This window comes from Kitasatospora sp. NPDC086791 (assembly GCF_040685975.1).
In the GTDB taxonomy this organism is placed as follows: domain Bacteria; phylum Actinomycetota; class Actinomycetes; order Streptomycetales; family Streptomycetaceae; genus Kitasatospora.
Genome location: NZ_JBFBOC010000047.1, coordinates 1 through 15638, shown reverse-complemented (window position 1 = coordinate 15638; position 15638 = coordinate 1). Strand labels below are relative to the sequence as shown.

The 15638-nt window shown below is 75.0% G+C and carries 14 protein-coding genes and 1 tRNA gene; 8 read left to right on the top strand and 7 right to left on the bottom strand.

All coding sequences use genetic code 11. The features are described 5' to 3' along the window. Positions 1 to 16: 16 nt before the first annotated feature. Positions 17 to 1471, bottom strand: a complete 1455-nt coding sequence (locus AB0Q99_RS32590) for a PLP-dependent aminotransferase family protein (protein ID WP_363577573.1) — start codon at positions 1469 to 1471, stop codon at positions 17 to 19. Here AB0Q99_RS32590 and AB0Q99_RS32585 point away from each other — a divergent pair. The 3 genes from AB0Q99_RS32585 (at position 1470) to AB0Q99_RS32575 (ending at position 3963) form a co-directional block, all read left to right on the top strand. Further along, positions 1470 to 2378 (top strand): DMT family transporter, encoded by a 909-nt coding sequence (locus tag AB0Q99_RS32585; protein WP_363577571.1) that lies wholly within the window; start codon positions 1470 to 1472, stop codon positions 2376 to 2378. The genes AB0Q99_RS32590 and AB0Q99_RS32585 overlap by 2 nt on opposite strands. 199 nt (positions 2379 to 2577) lie before the next feature. Beyond that, positions 2578 to 3003 carry a BlaI/MecI/CopY family transcriptional regulator gene (locus AB0Q99_RS32580; RefSeq protein WP_363577569.1) on the top strand — a complete coding sequence of 142 codons (426 nt, stop codon included), beginning with the start codon at positions 2578 to 2580 and terminating at the stop codon, positions 3001 to 3003. Positions 3004 to 3006: 3 nt separating this feature from the next. Beyond that, positions 3007 to 3963 (top strand): M48 family metalloprotease, encoded by a 957-nt coding sequence (locus tag AB0Q99_RS32575; protein WP_363577567.1) that lies wholly within the window; start codon positions 3007 to 3009, stop codon positions 3961 to 3963. A 124-nt stretch (positions 3964 to 4087) separates the two neighbouring features. Here the strand turns inward: AB0Q99_RS32575 and AB0Q99_RS32570 are convergent, their stop codons facing one another. Further along, entirely contained in the window at positions 4088 to 5092 is a 1005-nt protein-coding gene (locus AB0Q99_RS32570; protein WP_363577565.1) for an NADP-dependent oxidoreductase, read from the bottom strand. Positions 5093 to 5280: 188 nt separating this feature from the next. Here AB0Q99_RS32570 and AB0Q99_RS32565 point away from each other — a divergent pair, with 188 nt between their 5' ends. Next, positions 5281 to 6312 carry a LysR family transcriptional regulator gene (locus AB0Q99_RS32565; RefSeq protein ID WP_363577564.1) on the top strand — a complete coding sequence of 344 codons (1032 nt, stop codon included), beginning with the start codon at positions 5281 to 5283 and terminating at the stop codon, positions 6310 to 6312. On the opposite strand, the gene mug is transcribed toward AB0Q99_RS32565, so the two are convergent. Then, positions 6252 to 6794 carry a G/U mismatch-specific DNA glycosylase gene (gene mug / locus AB0Q99_RS32560; protein ID WP_363577616.1) on the bottom strand — a complete coding sequence of 181 codons (543 nt, stop codon included), beginning with the start codon at positions 6792 to 6794 and terminating at the stop codon, positions 6252 to 6254. The genes AB0Q99_RS32565 and mug overlap by 61 nt on opposite strands. Positions 6795 to 6898: 104 nt before the next feature. Beyond that, complete coding sequence (locus AB0Q99_RS32555; RefSeq protein WP_363577562.1) at positions 6899 to 7819, bottom strand: phosphatase PAP2 family protein; 921 nt, start codon at positions 7817 to 7819, stop codon at positions 6899 to 6901. A gap of 117 nt (positions 7820 to 7936) precedes the next feature. Between AB0Q99_RS32555 and AB0Q99_RS32550 the strand changes: the two genes are divergently transcribed. Continuing rightward, entirely contained in the window at positions 7937 to 8191 is a 255-nt protein-coding gene (locus AB0Q99_RS32550) for a hypothetical protein (RefSeq protein WP_363577560.1), read from the top strand. Here AB0Q99_RS32550 and AB0Q99_RS32545 read toward each other — a convergent pair. Further along, positions 8154 to 9233 carry an aminopeptidase P family protein gene (locus AB0Q99_RS32545; protein ID WP_363577614.1) on the bottom strand — a complete coding sequence of 360 codons (1080 nt, stop codon included), beginning with the start codon at positions 9231 to 9233 and terminating at the stop codon, positions 8154 to 8156. The genes AB0Q99_RS32550 and AB0Q99_RS32545 overlap by 38 nt on opposite strands. Positions 9234 to 9362: 129 nt before the next feature. After that, the gene (locus AB0Q99_RS32540; protein ID WP_363577558.1) at positions 9363 to 10775 is read right to left on the bottom strand and encodes a dipeptidase; all 1413 of its coding nucleotides are present in this window, start codon (positions 10773 to 10775) and stop codon (positions 9363 to 9365) included. 748 nt (positions 10776 to 11523) lie between these two features. On the opposite strand from AB0Q99_RS32540, the gene AB0Q99_RS32535 reads away from it, so the two are divergent. Further along, positions 11524 to 12030, top strand: coding sequence for a hypothetical protein (locus AB0Q99_RS32535; RefSeq protein WP_363577557.1), 507 nt, complete (start codon positions 11524 to 11526; stop codon positions 12028 to 12030). A gap of 143 nt (positions 12031 to 12173) precedes the next feature. Here AB0Q99_RS32535 and AB0Q99_RS32530 read toward each other — a convergent pair whose 3' ends face one another. Beyond that, positions 12174 to 12662: a YajQ family cyclic di-GMP-binding protein gene (locus tag AB0Q99_RS32530; protein ID WP_363577555.1), complete on the bottom strand. Its 489-nt coding sequence runs from the start codon at positions 12660 to 12662 to the stop codon at positions 12174 to 12176. Between the two features lie 217 nt (positions 12663 to 12879). On the opposite strand from AB0Q99_RS32530, the gene AB0Q99_RS32525 reads away from it, so the two are divergent. Both AB0Q99_RS32525 and AB0Q99_RS32520 read left to right on the top strand, forming a co-directional pair. Beyond that, positions 12880 to 12960, top strand: a tRNA-Tyr gene (locus AB0Q99_RS32525). Between the two features lie 381 nt (positions 12961 to 13341). Further along, entirely contained in the window at positions 13342 to 15174 is a 1833-nt protein-coding gene (locus tag AB0Q99_RS32520; protein WP_363577553.1) for an APC family permease, read from the top strand. The last annotated feature ends 464 nt before the right edge of the window (positions 15175 to 15638 follow it).

Genomic DNA, 15638 nt, shown 5'->3' with positions numbered 1-15638 from the left:
GGTTGCCGCTGCCCGCTCAGCCCGCGGTCTCCTGGTACGCCAGCCGGAGGCGGTGGATGCCCTCGGCCACCTGGGCCGGGCTCTCGGCGGCGGCGTAGCTGAGGCGCAGGTGCGGGGCCGGGGGCTCGGCGGCGTGGTAGGGGCGGCCGGGGGTGATCTGGACGCCGGCACGCAGGGCGGCGGCGGCGAGGGCGCCGTCGGCCGAGCCGTCCGGGAGGCGCAGCCACAGGTGGTAGCCGCCGGGGCGGTGGATGGTGAGGAGGCCGGGCAGCTCGCGGTGCAGCGCGGCGACGGCGGCGGTGCGGCGGTCGCGCAGTTCGGCGCCGAGGGTGCGCAGGTGGCGGGCCCAGGCCGGGTCGGCGACCAGTTCCAGCGTCGCCTCCTGGAGCGGCCGGGGCACGAAGAAGCTGTCGACCACCTGGGTGGCCCGCAGCCGGGCCAGGGCCGGGCCGCGGGCGGTGAGCGCGCCGACCCGCAGGCTGGGGGAGGCGGCCTTGGTCAGCGAGCGCAGGTGCACCACGACCCCGTCCCGGTCGTCGGCGGCCAGCGGGCGCGGCAGCGCGGGGGCGTCGGAGTGGACCAGCAGCCGGGCGAAGTCGTCCTCGATCACGAACGCCCCGGCCGCGCGGGCGATCCGCAGGACCTCCGACCGCCGCTGGGGTGAGAGCACCGCGCCGGTGGGGTTCTGGAACAGCGGCTGGCAGACGAAGACCCGGGCCCGGGTGGCCGCGAACGCGTCGGCGAGCAGGTCGGTGCGGACGCCGTCGGCGTCCACCGGGACGGGGACGGGCCGCAGCCCGGCGGCCCGGACGACCGCCAGGATGCCCGGGTAGGTCGGTGACTCCACCAGGACCGGCGAGCCGGGCGCGGCCAGCGCGCGCATGGCGACGGTGAGCCCGCTCTGCCCGCCGGCGGTGATCAGCACGTCCCCGGCGCCGATCGGCCCGCCCTGGCCGCCGATGGCGCGGGCGAACCAGCCGCGCAGCTCGGTGAGGCCGTCGACGGGCGGGCGGTCCCAGGCGCCGGGGCGCCGGCCGGCCCGGGCGAGGGCGGCGGCGAGCAGGCGTTCGGGCAGCAGCGAGGCGTGCGGGTAGCCGCTGTTGAGGTCGATGACGTCGGGCGACGGTACCCGGAGGGTGGCGAACACCGGGGCGGCGAGCAGGTCGCGCGGGCCGGATTCGGCGCTGAGCGCGATCTCCTGCCAGGAGAGGTCGCCGGTGCGGCCGGGCGGTGCGGCGGGGGCGGTCGGGGCGGCGGCGAAGGCCGCGGCCCGGAAGACCCCGGCGCCGGGCCGGGAGACCACCAGTCCCTCGGCGACGAGCACCGCGATGGCCCGGGAGACCGTCACCGGGCTGACCTGGTGGCGCTCCGTCAGCACCCGGCTGGCGGGCAGTTTCCGTCCCTCCGGGTAGCGCTCGACCTCCAGTCGGAGGATGTCGGCGAGTTCGGCGACACTGCTACGCTCGTTCATGACGGCACAAGATAGCGCTACCCTGCCCCGGGCGATAGCACCGAAGCACCGCACGGCCTCCGGCACCGCCCTCGCCGCCCTCGGGGTGGCCTCCTTCTCACTGAGCTTCCCGGCCACCGCGTGGTCCCTGACCGGCTTCGGCCCGTGGTCCTCGACCGGGCTGCGCGGCGTCCTGGCCGGAGTGCTGGCCGCGTTCTACCTGCTGGCCGTCGGCGCCCGGCTGCCGGAGCGGCGGCACCGGCCCGCGCTGCTGGTGGTCTCCGCCGGCTGCGTCCTCGGCTTCCCGCTGCTGACCACGCTCGCCCTGCGGACCTCCTCGACCGCCCACTCGGCGGTGGTGATCGGCGTCCTGCCGCTGGCCACCGCGGTGGTCGCGGCGCTGCGCACCGGCCGCCGGCCGTCCCGGGCGTTCTGGGCGGCGGCGCTGGCGGGGGCGGCGGCCGTCCTGGCCTTCACCCTGCTGCAGAGCCACGGCCGGCCGACCGCCGCCGACCTCTACCTGTTCGTCGGCCTGCTGGTCTGCGCGGCAGGCTACGCGGAGGGCGGGCGGCTCTCCCGGGACCTCCCGGGTGCCCGGGTGATCGCCTGGGCGGTGCTGGCCGCGCTGCCCGTGATGCTGCTGACCTCGGCCTTCGGGCTGGCCACCGAGCCGGTGCGGGTCGGGCCGAAGGCGCTGGTCGGGCTGGCGTACGTCGCGGCGGTGTCGCAGTTCGGCGGGTTCGTGCTCTGGTACCGGGGGATGGCCGCGATCGGCGTGCCGAGGGCCAGTCAGCTGCAGCTGGGGCAGCCGCTGCTGACGCTGGTCTGGTCGGTGCTGCTGCTCGGGGAGGAGCTGCCGACCGCCGCGCCGGTCACGGCGGCGGTGGTGCTGGTCTGCATCGCGGTGACCCAGCGGGCCCGGGCCTGAGCGGGCCCGGGCGCGGGGCGGGTCGGGCCTCAGCGGGGTCGGGCGCGCGGGGCGGCGTCGGGCACGCCGGACGGGGCCCGGCGCCGCCGCCCGTACGGTCCCGGGGCCCCGCGCTGACCGGTCCGGAGCCGGCCCCCGCTCGTTAGGATGATGCCGCGCCCGTCGGTCCGGGCGCGGCATCCGGAGGGAGTGGGCCGTCATGGCAGACGAGAGGCACGCCCCGGCGGCCGGGGACGCACCGGCCCGGCGACGCGGCCAGGGCGAGCTGGAGGCGCAGGTGCTGGCGGTGCTCCAGCAGGCGCCCGGCCCGGCCACCGCGGGGTGGGTCCAGGAACGCCTGGAGGGCGACCTGGCGTACACCACGGTGATGACCATCCTGTCCCGGCTGCACGCCAAGAACGCCGTATCCCGCTCCCGCTCCGGCCGCTCCTACCTGTGGCAGGCCTCCTCCGACGCGGCCGGGCTGGCGGCGCTGCGGATGCGCCGGATGCTCGACGGCGAGGCGGACCGGGACGCGGTCCTGGCCAGTTTCGTCACCGCGCTGCTGCCGCACGACGAGGAACTGCTGCGGGCGCTGCTCGACGCCGCGTCCGCCGATCCGGCGGCGACCGACCGTGAGAGCTGACCCGTGGGCTTCTTCGTCTTCCTCCCGCTCATCCTGCCGCTCACCGCGGTGCCGATCGCGCGCCTGACCGAGCAGCACCTGCACCCGCGCGGGGCGGCCCGGCTGATGACCGTGATCAGCGCGGTGATGGCGGTCTGCAGCGTGCTCTGCCTCGGGCTGATCGGCGTGGTGGGCACCGCGCAGATCCCCGGCAACCCGCTGCCGGACAGCTGGTCCGACCCGGAGGTGCGGGCCGCGCTGCCGTACCACGAGACGGTCGGGACGGCCGCGATGTGGCTGCTGGCGCTGGTCGGATTCGCCTGCGCGCGCACGGTCGTGCGGCACCTGCGGGTGCGCGCCCGGGCCCGGCGGGCGCTGTCCGGGCTGCCCGCGGGCCCCGGACCGGCCGGTGACCTCGCGGTGCTGCCGGACCGCAGCCCGTACGCCTACGCGCTGCCGGGCTCGCCCGGCCGGGTGGTGGTCTCCACCGGGATGCTCGACGGCCTGGCGGCGGACGAGCGGGAGGCGCTGCTCGCGCACGAGCGGGCGCACCTGCGCCACCGGCACCACCGGTACCTGCTGACCACCCAGCTCGCCGCCTGCGTCAACCCCTTCCTGCGGCCGCTGCAGTACGCGGTGGCGTACAGCGCGGAGCGGTGGGCGGACGAGGACTCGGCGCAGGCCGTGGGGGACCGCCGGATCACCGCGCGGGCGGTGGCCCGGGCGGCCCTGGTCTCGCACGCCGCCCCGGCGCCCGGCTTCGCGGCCTTCACCGCGCCGACCGCGGCGGCCGGTCCGGTGCCGCGCCGGGTCGCCGCGCTGCTCGGCCCGGTGCCGACCTCCCGCAACTGGCCGCCGGCCAAGACCCCGGCGGGCCTGGCGGCGATGGTCGCCGCGGCCGGCACGGCGGCCTCGGCGCTGTGCGCGCTCAACGCGGCCGTGGCGCTGCTGGTGGTGCTGAAGGCCGTCACCCCGCTGTAGCGGCTGTAGCGGCTGCGGTGGCGTGTCAACGGCCGGCGGTACGGCCCGCAGGACCGGGCGCGACTCAGAGCACGGCGGCCAGTCCGTCGACGGCGGCCCCGGCCGCCGCCCTCGACCGGACGGCTCAGTCGGCGATCCGGACCAGCATCTTGCCGGTGTTGGCCCCGCGCAGCATGCCGAGGAAGGCGTCCACCACGCGGTCGAAGCCGTCCACGACCGTCTCGTCGGGCACGACGACGCCCGACCGCAGGTGCGGGACGAGGAAGTCGTACAGCTCGGGCCGGGCGTCGAGGTGGTCGCGGACCAGGAAGCCCTCCAGCCGCAGGCTCTTGCCGACCACGTCGAAGAGGTTGCGGGGCGCGGGCGGCGGGTCCTGCAGGTGGTTGTACTGGGCGACGGCGCCGCACCAGGCGATCCGGCCGTGGTCGCGCAGGGCGGTGATGGCGGCTTCCAGGTGGTCGCCGCCGACGTTGTCCAGGTAGACGTGCAGCCCGTCGGGGGCGGCCTCGCGCAGGCGCTCCGCGATCGGGGCGTCGTGGTAGTCGAAGGCGGCGTCGAAGCCGAGCCGCTCGGTGAGGTGGGCGGCCTTGGCGGCGGTGCCGGTGCTGCCGACGATCCGTCCGGCGCCGAGCAGCCGGGCGAGCTGTCCGGCGGCGGTGCCGACGCCGCCGGCGGCCGCCGAGACGAAGACCGTCTCGCCGGGCTGGAGCCGGGCGATCCTGGTCAGGCCGACCCACGCGGACAGGCCGGTGCCGCCGAGCACCGACAGGTGGGCGCTGAGCGGGACCCCGGCGAAGTCGGGCAGCAGGCTCGCCCCTTCGGCGGTGACCACCGAGTGGGTGCGCCAGGCCTGGCGGTGGTGGACGAGCGACCCGACGGGCAGGGCGTCGGCCCTGGACTCCACCACCCGGCCGAGGGTGCGGCCCTCCAGCGGGGCGTGCAGCTCCCAGCCGCCCTCCTCCATCTCCTCGCGCATGTACGGGTCGACGGACTGGTAGAGGTTCTCGATCAGGGCCTCGCCCGCCGCGAGCGCCGGGACGGCCTCCTCGACGAAGGCGAAGTTCTCGGCGGTCGGCGCGCCGTCGGGGCGGGAGACCAGGTGGACGGCACGGGCGGTGGGGCGGGACATCGGGGTGCTCCGGGTGGGTGAGGACGGGCGGGACGTGATCACCGTAGGAAGCGGGGGAGCGGCCGGGCAGGGCCCGCGGTCGATGGAACGGCGGCTTCCATGAGTGTGATCGATGGATCCCGGGGTTCGGGGATCTGGTGACCAGCCCTCGATCCGGAGGCCCGGAGTCAGGCCCTAGATTCGGGGGCATGACCGATCTCGCCCCGCACGAGCTGCGGATCCTGGTCGCCGTCGAGGAGGAGCGGAGCTTCACGGCGGCCGCCACCCGCCTGGGCACCACCCAGTCCGCCGTCTCGCACGCCGTGCGCGCCTGCGAGCGGAAGCTCGGAGCGGTGCTCTTCGACCGCGGGCGCCACGGCGCACGCCCCACCGACGCCGGCGCTCGCGCGGTGGCGTACGCCCGCCGGGTCCTGCGGCTGCTGGAGGCGATGGGCCCGGAGGTGCGCGGCACGGGGGCGGACGGGCCGCTGACCGGCACACTGCGGATCGCCGCCTTCCGCAGTGCCGCCGCCCACCTGCTGCCGCTCGTCCTGGCCCGGCTGGCCGAGCGCCACCCCGGGCTCGGCACGCACGTCCGGATCGTCCGGGAGGTCGGCCGGGGCGCCGCGGGAGAGGTCGCCGACGGCCGCGCCGACCTCGGGCTGGCCACCCTGGACGCCACCGCACCGCCACCCGTCCCGGGCCTGGTCGCGGTGCGCCTGTACGAGGAGACGTACGCGCTCGCGCACCCGCAGGGCCATCCGGCGCCGCGCGAGCTCCCGCTGGTCGACTGGGACGAGAACTGCGGCTCGTACACCCGGGACTGGTGGCGGCAACAGGACTGGATCCCGCCCGCGACCGTGGACGTGGAGGACGACACCGTGGCCCTGTCGCTGGTCGCCCAGGGCCTCGGCATGGCGATCATGCCCCGGACGGCGCTGCTCGGCGCCCCGGCCGGCCTCGCCGTCACCGAACTCGGGGCGTGCCCGCCCAGCCGTTCCGTCGGGTACGTCACCACGCCCGAGCTGGCCGGGACGGCCGCCGTCCGGGCGCTGATCCGCGAGCTGCGCGAGGTCCGGCTGCCGGGTGGCGTGACGGTGGCCCGGCCCTCGACGGTGGCCCGGCCCGCCGCTGCGGCGGCTCAGCCCGAGTCGGCAGCCCGGCCCGCCGTCATGCCGGCTCAGCCCTGGACCGCCTCCCGCAGCGCGCGGAACTCCCCGGCCAGCGCGTCCAGGGTGTAATGGGCGTTGAGGCCGCTCGGGTTGGGCAACACCCACACCTCGGTGTCACCGATGCGCTCCGGCTGGCGCCCGATCGCGGCCCGCCGCTGCCCGAAGGCCGTCCGGTAGGCGCCGATGCCGAGCACGGCCAGGACCCGCGGGCGCAGCCGCAGCACCCGGTCGCGGAGCGCGGCGCCGCCCTCGCGCAGTTCCTCGGCGGTCAGTTCGTCCGCCTTGGCGGTGGTGCGCTGGGCGACGTTGGTGATGCCCAGGCCCAGCGCGAGCAGTTGCTCCTGTTCGTCCGGGCGGTACTGGCGCTCGGTGAAGCCGGAGCGGTGCAGGGCGGGCCAGAAGCGGTTGCCGGGCCGGGCGAAGTGGTGGCCGGTGGCGCCGGACCACAGGCCCGGGTTGATGCCGCAGAACAGCACCCGCAGCCCGGGCCCGGCGACGTCCGGGATGGTGCTGTCCTTGGCGGCCGCCAGCTGTTCGGCGGTGGGCTTCATCGGCGCGGGCGGCGCCAGCGGCTCCGGCAGCTCCAGCGGCGTGGACGGCTCCACCGGTGTGCGTGGCTTCACCCGTGCGGGCGGTTTCGTCGGCGTGTGCGGCTTCACCCGGCCAAGTCTGCCGTGCCCGCCGCGACCGCCGTACGGCGCCCGCGCAGCCACCGCAGGCCGAACACCACGACGGCCGCGTACGCCCAGCCGACGAAGACGTCGATGATGAAGTGCTCCGCGCCGTAGACCAGGGTGAACGTCATCGCGAGCGGATAGGCGACCAGCACCGCCCGCAGCCAGGGCCGGGCGGTCGGCCAGAAGAAGAACAGCAGCATCGCCGGGTAGGCGGAGTGCAGCGAGGGCATCGCGGCGACGTCGTTGGCGAACTGGCTGCCGTTCTCCAGCAGCGAGTCGGCCTGCGGCAGCCCGCTCACCGAGATCACCTCCCAGACCACCCGGGACAGGTGCGGCAGGTTGCCCTCCTGGGCGACCAGCCACGGCGGGTCGGCCGGGTAGAGCAGGTAGGTGGCGAAGCCCGCGAAGGTGAGTGTCAGGTAGCAGGCGAGCAGTTGCCGGAACCGGTGGTGCGCGCGGCGCCAGAGCACGGCGAGCAGCAGGAAGACCACGAAGAAGTGCGAGAGGTAGACGCCCACCGCCGCGTAGTCGTACCAGTGCGGCGAGCCCGGGGTGTACAGGGCGTGCTGCAGCCGGACGGTCCAGGTCTCCCCGAAGCCGAGCACCTCGTCGAAGCGCAGCTGCGGCAGCCAGTGCGGGGCCCACGGGGTGTGCGCGCCGTAGCCGCGCAGCAGCGAGTACGCCCACACCACGGCCATCACCGGCACCCAGTCGCGCAGCACCAGGAGGAAGCCACGGCGGCCGTGACCGCTGTGCGCGGCGGCGGTGAGCAGGGCGCCGATCAGCCAGAGGAACAGCACGTCGTTGGCGGACGGGATGCCCTCCGCGCTCAGGAACCAGACGAGGCCGGTCAGGTAGAGCGGCCACGCCAGGAAGCGGAGTCTCGACCAGCCCGCCACGCGGGGGCTGGGTGGAGGCACCGGGCGCGGTTGTCCGGCCCGCACGGGGGGCGGGGCCGGACGGAGGGTCTTGGTCATGCGCACCGAAACTAGCAACCCAAACTTGGAGGACTCTGGGTGGAGTATGACCGGATCGTAAGAACATCAGATCCGGTCGGCGTCGTTCCGGGCATCCGGCTCGGCATCCTGCTCGGCCGCCCGTTCGACATCGCGTTCGACACCGTGCCCGGCGTTCCGCTCGGCACCGTGCCCGGCGTTCCGCTCGGCACCGTGCCCGGCGTTCCGCTCGGCACCGCGCCCGGCATCGCGTTCGGCGTTCCGCTCCACATCGCGTTCACGCCACGATGCCCAGCTCGTGCGGGGTGTTGTTGAAGCGGCGGCCGCCCGTCGCGGTGACGGTGACGATGTCCTCGATCCGCACCCCGAACCGGCCGGGCAGGTAGATCCCGGGCTCGATCGAGAAGCACATCCCGGGCACCAGCGGCCGCTCCTCGCCCTCCACCAGGTACGGCGGTTCGTGCGTGGTGGTGCCGATGCCGTGGCCGGTGCGGTGGATGAAGTACTCGCCGTAGCCGCCCTCGGTGATCACCCGGCGGGCGATCCGGTCGATCTCCTGGCAGCCCGCTCCGGGACGGACCGCCTCGAAGGCGGTCTGCTGGGCGAGCCGGACCAGGCCGTGCACCGTCCGCACCTCGGCCGGGACGTCCGGGCCGACGTGCACCGTCCGGGTGGTGTCGGAGCCGTAGCCGTCCTTGAGGCCGCCGAAGTCCAGCACCACGGTGTCACCCGTTCGGATGACCCGGTCACCGGCCTCGTGGTGCGGGTTCGCGCCGTTGGCGCCGGAGCCGACCACCGTGAAGTCGACCTGGCTGTGCCCGTACTGGATGAGCAGCGCGCCGAGGTCGGCGGCCACGTCGGTCTCCCGGCGGCCGGCGAAGGGCACCTCCAGGATCCTGCGGTAGGCGGCGTCCGCGGCGCCGCCGGCCGCGGCCAGGCGGTCCAGTTCCTCGGTGTCCTTGACCGCTCGCAGCATCGGCAGGGTCTCGGTGAGGGAGATGAACGAGGCGCCGGGCAGCGCGGCCTGGAAGCCGAGCAGGTGCATCGCCCAGGCGTTGTCGGAGACGCCGTAGCGTCCGGCCGGGTCGAGCAGCGGGCCGGCGGTGGCGAACGGGTTCTCGCCGTCGGACCAGTCGAGCAGCCGGACGGCCTCGGCGCCGACCGCCTCCGCGGCGTCCGGACGCTCCAATGTGGGTACCACCAGGGCGGGTTCCCGTCCGGCGACGAGCACGAGGGCGGTCAGCCGCTCGGTGATCGCGGTGGGCCTGTAGCCGCACAGGTAGGCCAGGTCGGGGCCGGGGGCGATGACCAGGCCGGCCAGCCCGGCGGCGATCGCCTCGGCGGTGGCCCGGGCCATCCGGGCGGTGTAGTCCTCGACGGTGAAGGGTCGGGGCACGGCGCTTCCTCCTCTGGGGCGGGGTTCCTCCGGGGGTGGGGCTCCTCCGGGGCGGGCGGCTCCGCCGGAACTCATGCTCCTCGGATTCCCTCAGGGCCTCCCCGGGTCGGCGAAGTGCCGCAGGAACAGCGCCTCGACGTGGGCCATGTGCGCGATCTCGTCCGGGTCGACGCTCTCGTTCGGCGCGTGGATCAGGCAGCGCGGCTCCTCGACGCCGATCAGGATGATCTCCGCGTCGGGGTAGGTCGCGGCGAGGACGTTGCAGAGCGGGATCGAGCCGCCCTGGCCGAGGAAGGACACCGACGTGCCGTAGACCTCCCGCACCGCCCGGTCGAGCGCGGCGTACGCGGGCCCGTCGGTGCCGGCCCGGAACGGCTCGCCGGTGCCCTCCCGTTCGACGTCCACCCGCACGCCCCAGGGCGCGGCGGCCGTCAGGTGCGCGATCAGCGCGTCCTGGGCGGCGCGGGCGTCGGTGCCGGGCGGCACCCGCAGGCTGACCCGGGCCCGGGCGGTGGCCGGGACGGCGGCGGCGGAGCCGACCACCGGCGGGCAGTCGATGCCGAGCACGGTGACGGCGGGACGGGCCCACAGTCGGTCGGCCACCGTGCCGGAGCCGGTCAGCCGGACGCCGTCCAGGACGCCGGCGTCGGTGCGGAACTGCTGCTCGTCGTAGCCGAGGCCCGGCCAACTGCCGCCGCCGTCCAGGCCGTTGATCCGGGTGCCGCCGTCCGCGTCGCGCAGCGAGTCGAGCATCCGGATCAGCGCGGCCAGGGCGTCCGGTGCGGGGCCGCCGAACATGCCGGAGTGCAGGTCGCCGGCGAGCGCCCGGACGGTGACCACCACGTCGGTGACCCCGCGCAGCGAGACGGTGGCGGTCGGGACGCCGACGGCGGCGTTGCCGGTGTCGCAGATCAGCAGCGCGTCCGCGTGCAACTCCCCGGCGTGCGGCGGCAGGTACTGCTCCAGGCCGCCGGTGCCCTGCTCCTCGGAGCCCTCGACGACCAGCTTGAGGCCGACCGGAACGTCCTCGCCGAGCGCGCGCAGGGCGGTGAGGTGCATGACGAGGTTGCCCTTGCAGTCGGCGGCGCCGCGCCCGTACCAGCGGCCGTCGCGCTCGGTGAGCTCGAACGGCGGTGTCCGCCAGGCCTGCTCGTCCAGCGGGGGCTGCACGTCGTAGTGGCCGTAGAGCAGCACGGTCGGGGCGCCGGGCGGCGGCGGGCGGTGGCCGAGCACGGCGTGGCTGCCGTCCGGGGTCTCCTCCAGGTGGACGTCGCGCAGGCCGGCCTCGGTGAAGGCGGCGGCGACCCACTCGGCGGCCTCCCGGCACTTCTGCGGCGGGTACTGCCGGGGGTCGGCGACGGATGGGATGGCCACCAGCTCGGCCAGGTCGGCCTTGGCCCGGGGCATCAACCCGGCTATTCGGTCGGCGAGTTCGCCGGGCGCGTCGTGGTTCGTCCCGGGGTTCGTGCCGTGGTGCGTGCCGTGGTTCGTTCCGTCGGTCATGCGGAGGCTCCCTGGCTCGGCCGCGGACGGTGCCGCCGACTGCGCCGGGCCCCCGCGGGCGCGCGCCGTTCTCCGTCCGTCCGCCGGCTCTCCGTCCGTCCGTCGTGCGGCCGCCCCGGTGCCCGTGTCCGCGCCGGTGAACGGTCCGACGCGGGCGGTCCGGCCGGGCCACCGCGATGCCCGGCGAGAGTCGGCCGACGTGGCAGGACCGACAGAAGGAGCCGAAGGCCGGCACCGCGCCCGCCGTCGGGCCCCCGCCCCGGACGCCGTCCCAGCCGGGTGCCGGCTCGGCGGGGAGCCGGGACGGTCGGCAGCAGGGGCGCGACCGCCGGTACGAACTGGAGGGCGAGGACGCAGGCCAGTCCGCAGACCGCCGAGGTCGGGGCGGAGCGCGGGGCGGCCGCCGAGCCGGTCGCCATCCGGACGAACAACGCCCAGGACATCCGTGCGGCCCCGGCCGACGGGCGGGTGGCCGGTCGGCAAACAGCCGGTCGTGGGGGCGCGTTCGTGGAACTCATCCGGTCCTCCTCCGGTACGGCCCCGGTGCGGGCCGTACCCGGCCAGTCCATCCGGGGTCCGGGGCCGCCGCATGCGGCACACGCCCGAGTGGGTGACCGGTCGCGGGCACCGGGCGTTCGCGGCCACGGGCCGCCGTTTGACGGTGCTCAGCCTGCTCTACGGTCTCCGACCGGGCACGGAATCATAAATTCCGGGCCTACTGTCGGTGCAGTGGGACACCATGTCCGGCATGTCCTACGAACTCCAAGCGCTGATAGGAACATTGGAGCTGCTGCGGGTGGCGGCGGCGGAGGTTCCGGCGGCCCGGGTGGTGCCGTTGGCGCAGGGGCTGGCGCTGATCCCGGTCACCTCCGGCGTCCTTGCCGCGCTCCAGGGCGACGGCAGCGTGCGGAAGCCCGGCGGCGGATCCGGATTCAGCTGGTACTCGGACGGCTTCGAACTCCGGCTGGCGGCCTGGTCGAAGGCCGGCCCGATCGCCTGCGTCGAGGCCGACTACTCCGGCGGCAGCGGCACCCAGCGCGCCGCGGTCTGGGAGGGCGGCCGGGTCGTCCTCGGCCCGCTCGCCATCGGCGAATTCTCCCCCGTACCGCCCGAGGGCGCCCCGATCTCCCAAGCCCTGCGCCGGATCGGAGCACGCGCCGAGGAGGGCCGGCTGGACGAGTTCGACTCGGTCGGCCTGGGCGCGCACCCCAGCACCGGCAGCTGGGCCGGCACCGACCGGGCCGGTGTCGACTGACCCGACCACCGAACCGCCGAAGCCCGGCGCCCTGCCCACCCCCACGACAACGCGGCCCCACCTCCGAACCCGGGAGCGGGGCCGTACCGTTGCCCCCGCCGACCTCCGGCCGACGGGAGCCCGCGGTCAGTAGCGGTCCGCGATCAGCGGTAGTTCACGAACTGGATCGCGAAGTCCAGGTCCTTGCCCTTGAGCAGGGCCTGGATGGCCTGGAGGTCGTCGCGGCTCTTCGAGCTGACGCGCAGCTCGTCGCCCTGGACCTGGGCCTTGACGCCCTTCGGGCCCTCGTCACGGATGATCTTCGCGACCTTCTTCGCGTCCTCCGTGGTGATGCCCTCCTTGATGGTGGCGAAGATCTTGTACTCCTTGCCGGAGAGCTGGGGCTCGGCGGCGTCCAGAGCCTTCAGCGACAGGCCGCGCTTGACGAACTTCGTCTGCAGCACGTCGAGGATGGCGCGCACGCGCTCCTCGCCGTTGGCCTTCATCTCGATCTTTTCGCCGGAGCGGCTGATCTCGCCGCCCACGCCCTTGAAGTCGAAGCGCGTCGCGATCTCACGGGAGGTCTGGTTGATCGCGTTGTCGACCTCCTGCCACTCGACCTTCGAGACGATGTCGAAACTGGAGTCGGCCATGGGTGTTGGTCTCCTTGATGCTCTGGCTTCACTGGCACGGCCCGCCCCACCGGGCGTCCGCCGCCCCAGCCTATCCAGCGCCGCCCCGCCCTCGCCTGCGGCGACCGCGTGCCGCTCCTTGATCATCGCGTGACTTATCGAGTGGCGGAGCACCCCCGGGGATCGGGTATGGTTTACCAAGTCGAACGGGGCGAACACCCCGGAAGACGAAGATCCTGGCTGGTTGCCCGAGCGGCCAAAGGGAGCAGACTGTAAATCTGTCGCGCAAGCTACGCAGGTTCGAACCCTGCACCAGCCACAGGATAGAAAACAGCCCCTGATCTGCGGAAACGCAGGTCAGGGGCTGTGTTGTTTTCCCGCGCCGCCCTCGTGCGGGCTTGCGGGCCCCGGGGTCGGCGGGTGGACTTATTGCGAATTGCTTGCAATTACTTGCCAAAGGCAGCAGAGTAGGGGGTCGGGGGTGGGAGTCCTTCGACTGAGCTGATCGTCTTCCCAACCGGCGCCCGCCGGGACAACGGCTCGCCCACCCCCGCCAACCCCCCTCCACGTCGCACGGCGGACGCGTCAAGGGTGCGTCAAGGCCGCTCGTCGCCGCGTCAGGAACGCGTAGGGGGCAGCGGAGGGCCGGGCGGGTGGACCGCAGGATCGGAGCAACTGCCGATCGCGGAGGTTCCGTCCGATGTCCAGCGCCATCACCACCCCGGCCGTCACGGCCGAACCCGAGCCGCCTGATACCGGCGCGGGCGACGAGCGGCACCGGCTCAGCGTGCTCGGCGGGCTGGCGGCGCTCTCGCTGGACGCCATGGCCTCGGTCGCGTACGGGCCGGAGGCGGTCGTGCTGGTGCTGGCCGCCGCCGGGGGGTACGGGCTGGGCTTCACGCTGCCGGTCACCGCGGCGATCGCCGTGCTGCTGGCGGTGCTGGTGGCCTCCTACCGGCAGGTGATCGCGGCGTTCCCGGACGGTGGCGGGGCCTACGCGGTCGCCAAGGCGCACCTGGGCCGCCGGGCGGCGCTGACCGCGGCCGCCTCGCTGGTGATCGACTACATCCTGAACGTCGCGGTCTCGGTCACGGCCGGCGTGGCCGCGCTGACCTCCGCCGTACCGGGCCTGTACGACCAGCGGGTCTGGCTCTGCCTGGGCGTGCTCGCCCTGGTCACCGCGGTGAACCTGCGCGGGATCGCCGAGTCGGCGCGCTGGTTCCTGGCGCCGACCGCCGTCTTCGTCCTCTCCGTCCTGGCCATCATCGTGATCGGCCTGTTCCGGGACGGCCCGGCCGACACCGCGGCCGCCGCCGGCCACGCCTCGGCGCTCGCCGGGAACGCCACCACCGTCGGCGCGCTGCTGCTGCTCAAGGCCTTCGCGGCCGGCTGCTCCGCGCTGACCGGTGTGGAGGCGGTGGCCAACGCCGTCCCCTCCTTCCGCACCCCGCGGGTCAAGCGCGCGCAGCACACCGAGGTCGCGCTCGGCGCCCTGCTCGGCGTGATGCTGATCGGGCTGGCCGTGCTGATCGGGCGCTTCCACCTCCAGCCGGTCGAGGGCGTCACCGTGCTCGCCCAGCTCGCGGACGCTTCGCTCGGCCACGGCGCCGGCTTCTACGTCGTCCAGTTCGCCACCGTGGTCCTGCTCGGGCTGGCCGCCAACACCTCCTTCGGCGGGCTGCCGGTGCTGCTCGACCTGCTCGCCCGGGACAACCACCTCCCGCACCTGTTCGCGCTGCGCGCCGACCGCCAGGTGTACCGGTACGGCGTGCTGTTCCTCACCGTGGTGTCGGCGGCGCTGCTGGTCGGCTCCGGCGGGGACGTCAACAGCCTGGTGCCGCTGTTCTCGATCGGCGTGTTCGTCGGCTTCACCATCTGCCAGGTCGGCATGGTCCGGCACTGGTCCCGGGAACGGCCGGACGGCTGGCGGCGCAAGGCCGCGCTGAACGGCTTCGGCGCGCTGCTCACCGGCGTCGCCGCACTGGTCGTCACCGGCACCAAGTTCACCGAGGGCGCCTGGGGCATCGCGGTGGCCCTGCCGCTGCTGGTGGTGCTGTTCGAGGCGATCCACCGCAGCTACGGCCGGATCGGCGAGCGGCTGGAGCTGGGCCGGGTGCCCGGCCCGGTGACCCGGCAGCGCAGCCTGGTCGTCGTCCCGGTGACGGCGATCACCCGCCTCACCCGGGACGGCCTGTCGGCGGCGCTCTCGCTCGGCGACGAGGTCCTGGCGGTGACCGTGGTGCACGAGCCGACCGCGGCCGAGGCGCTGCGCCGGGACTGGGAGCTGTGGCAGCCGGGCGTGCCGCTGGTGGAGATCCCGGACGATCACCGCCGGCTGGGGCGGCCGATCGCCGCCTTCGTCAACGAGCTCGGGGCGGAGCACGCCTACGACCGGCTGACCGTGCTGATCCCCGAGGTGGAGCCCGCCCACTGGTGGCAGCGGGCGCTGCAGAACCGGCGCGGCGCCGTGATCGACCGCGCCCTGCGCCGGCACACCGACGCGGTGGTCTGCCGGCTGCGGATGCGGATGTGACGTGACCGGGGAACGCACGGGCGGGCGACCCCGAGCGAACCCGAGCGACTCCAGTCGGCCCCGGGCGACCCCCGACGGCCCCGACGGCCCCCGGGCGACCCGGGCGGCCACGGACGGTCCCAGAGCCCTGAACGCCCCCGGACACCCCCGGACGCCCCTGAACGGCCCCGGACGGCAAGCGCCGTCCGGGGCCGTCCGTCGTCCCATCACCCTTCCGCGTCAAGGTCGCGTCAACGAGGCGCTATCACCCGTATGGAGGGCGTCAGGGCCCGATAGCGCGCCCCTGACGGCTGGTTTGCTGCAGGTGCCGGTCGTCCGCCGGCGCCGCGCGAGCCCTTCGGCCCAGGTCGCGGCATCTCCCGAACCACGCTGGTGGAGCCCATGTCCGATCTCATCTACGTCGGTGTCACGGTCGCCGTGTTCGCCGTCATCGCCCTGATCGCGCGGGGGGTGGAGAAGCTGTG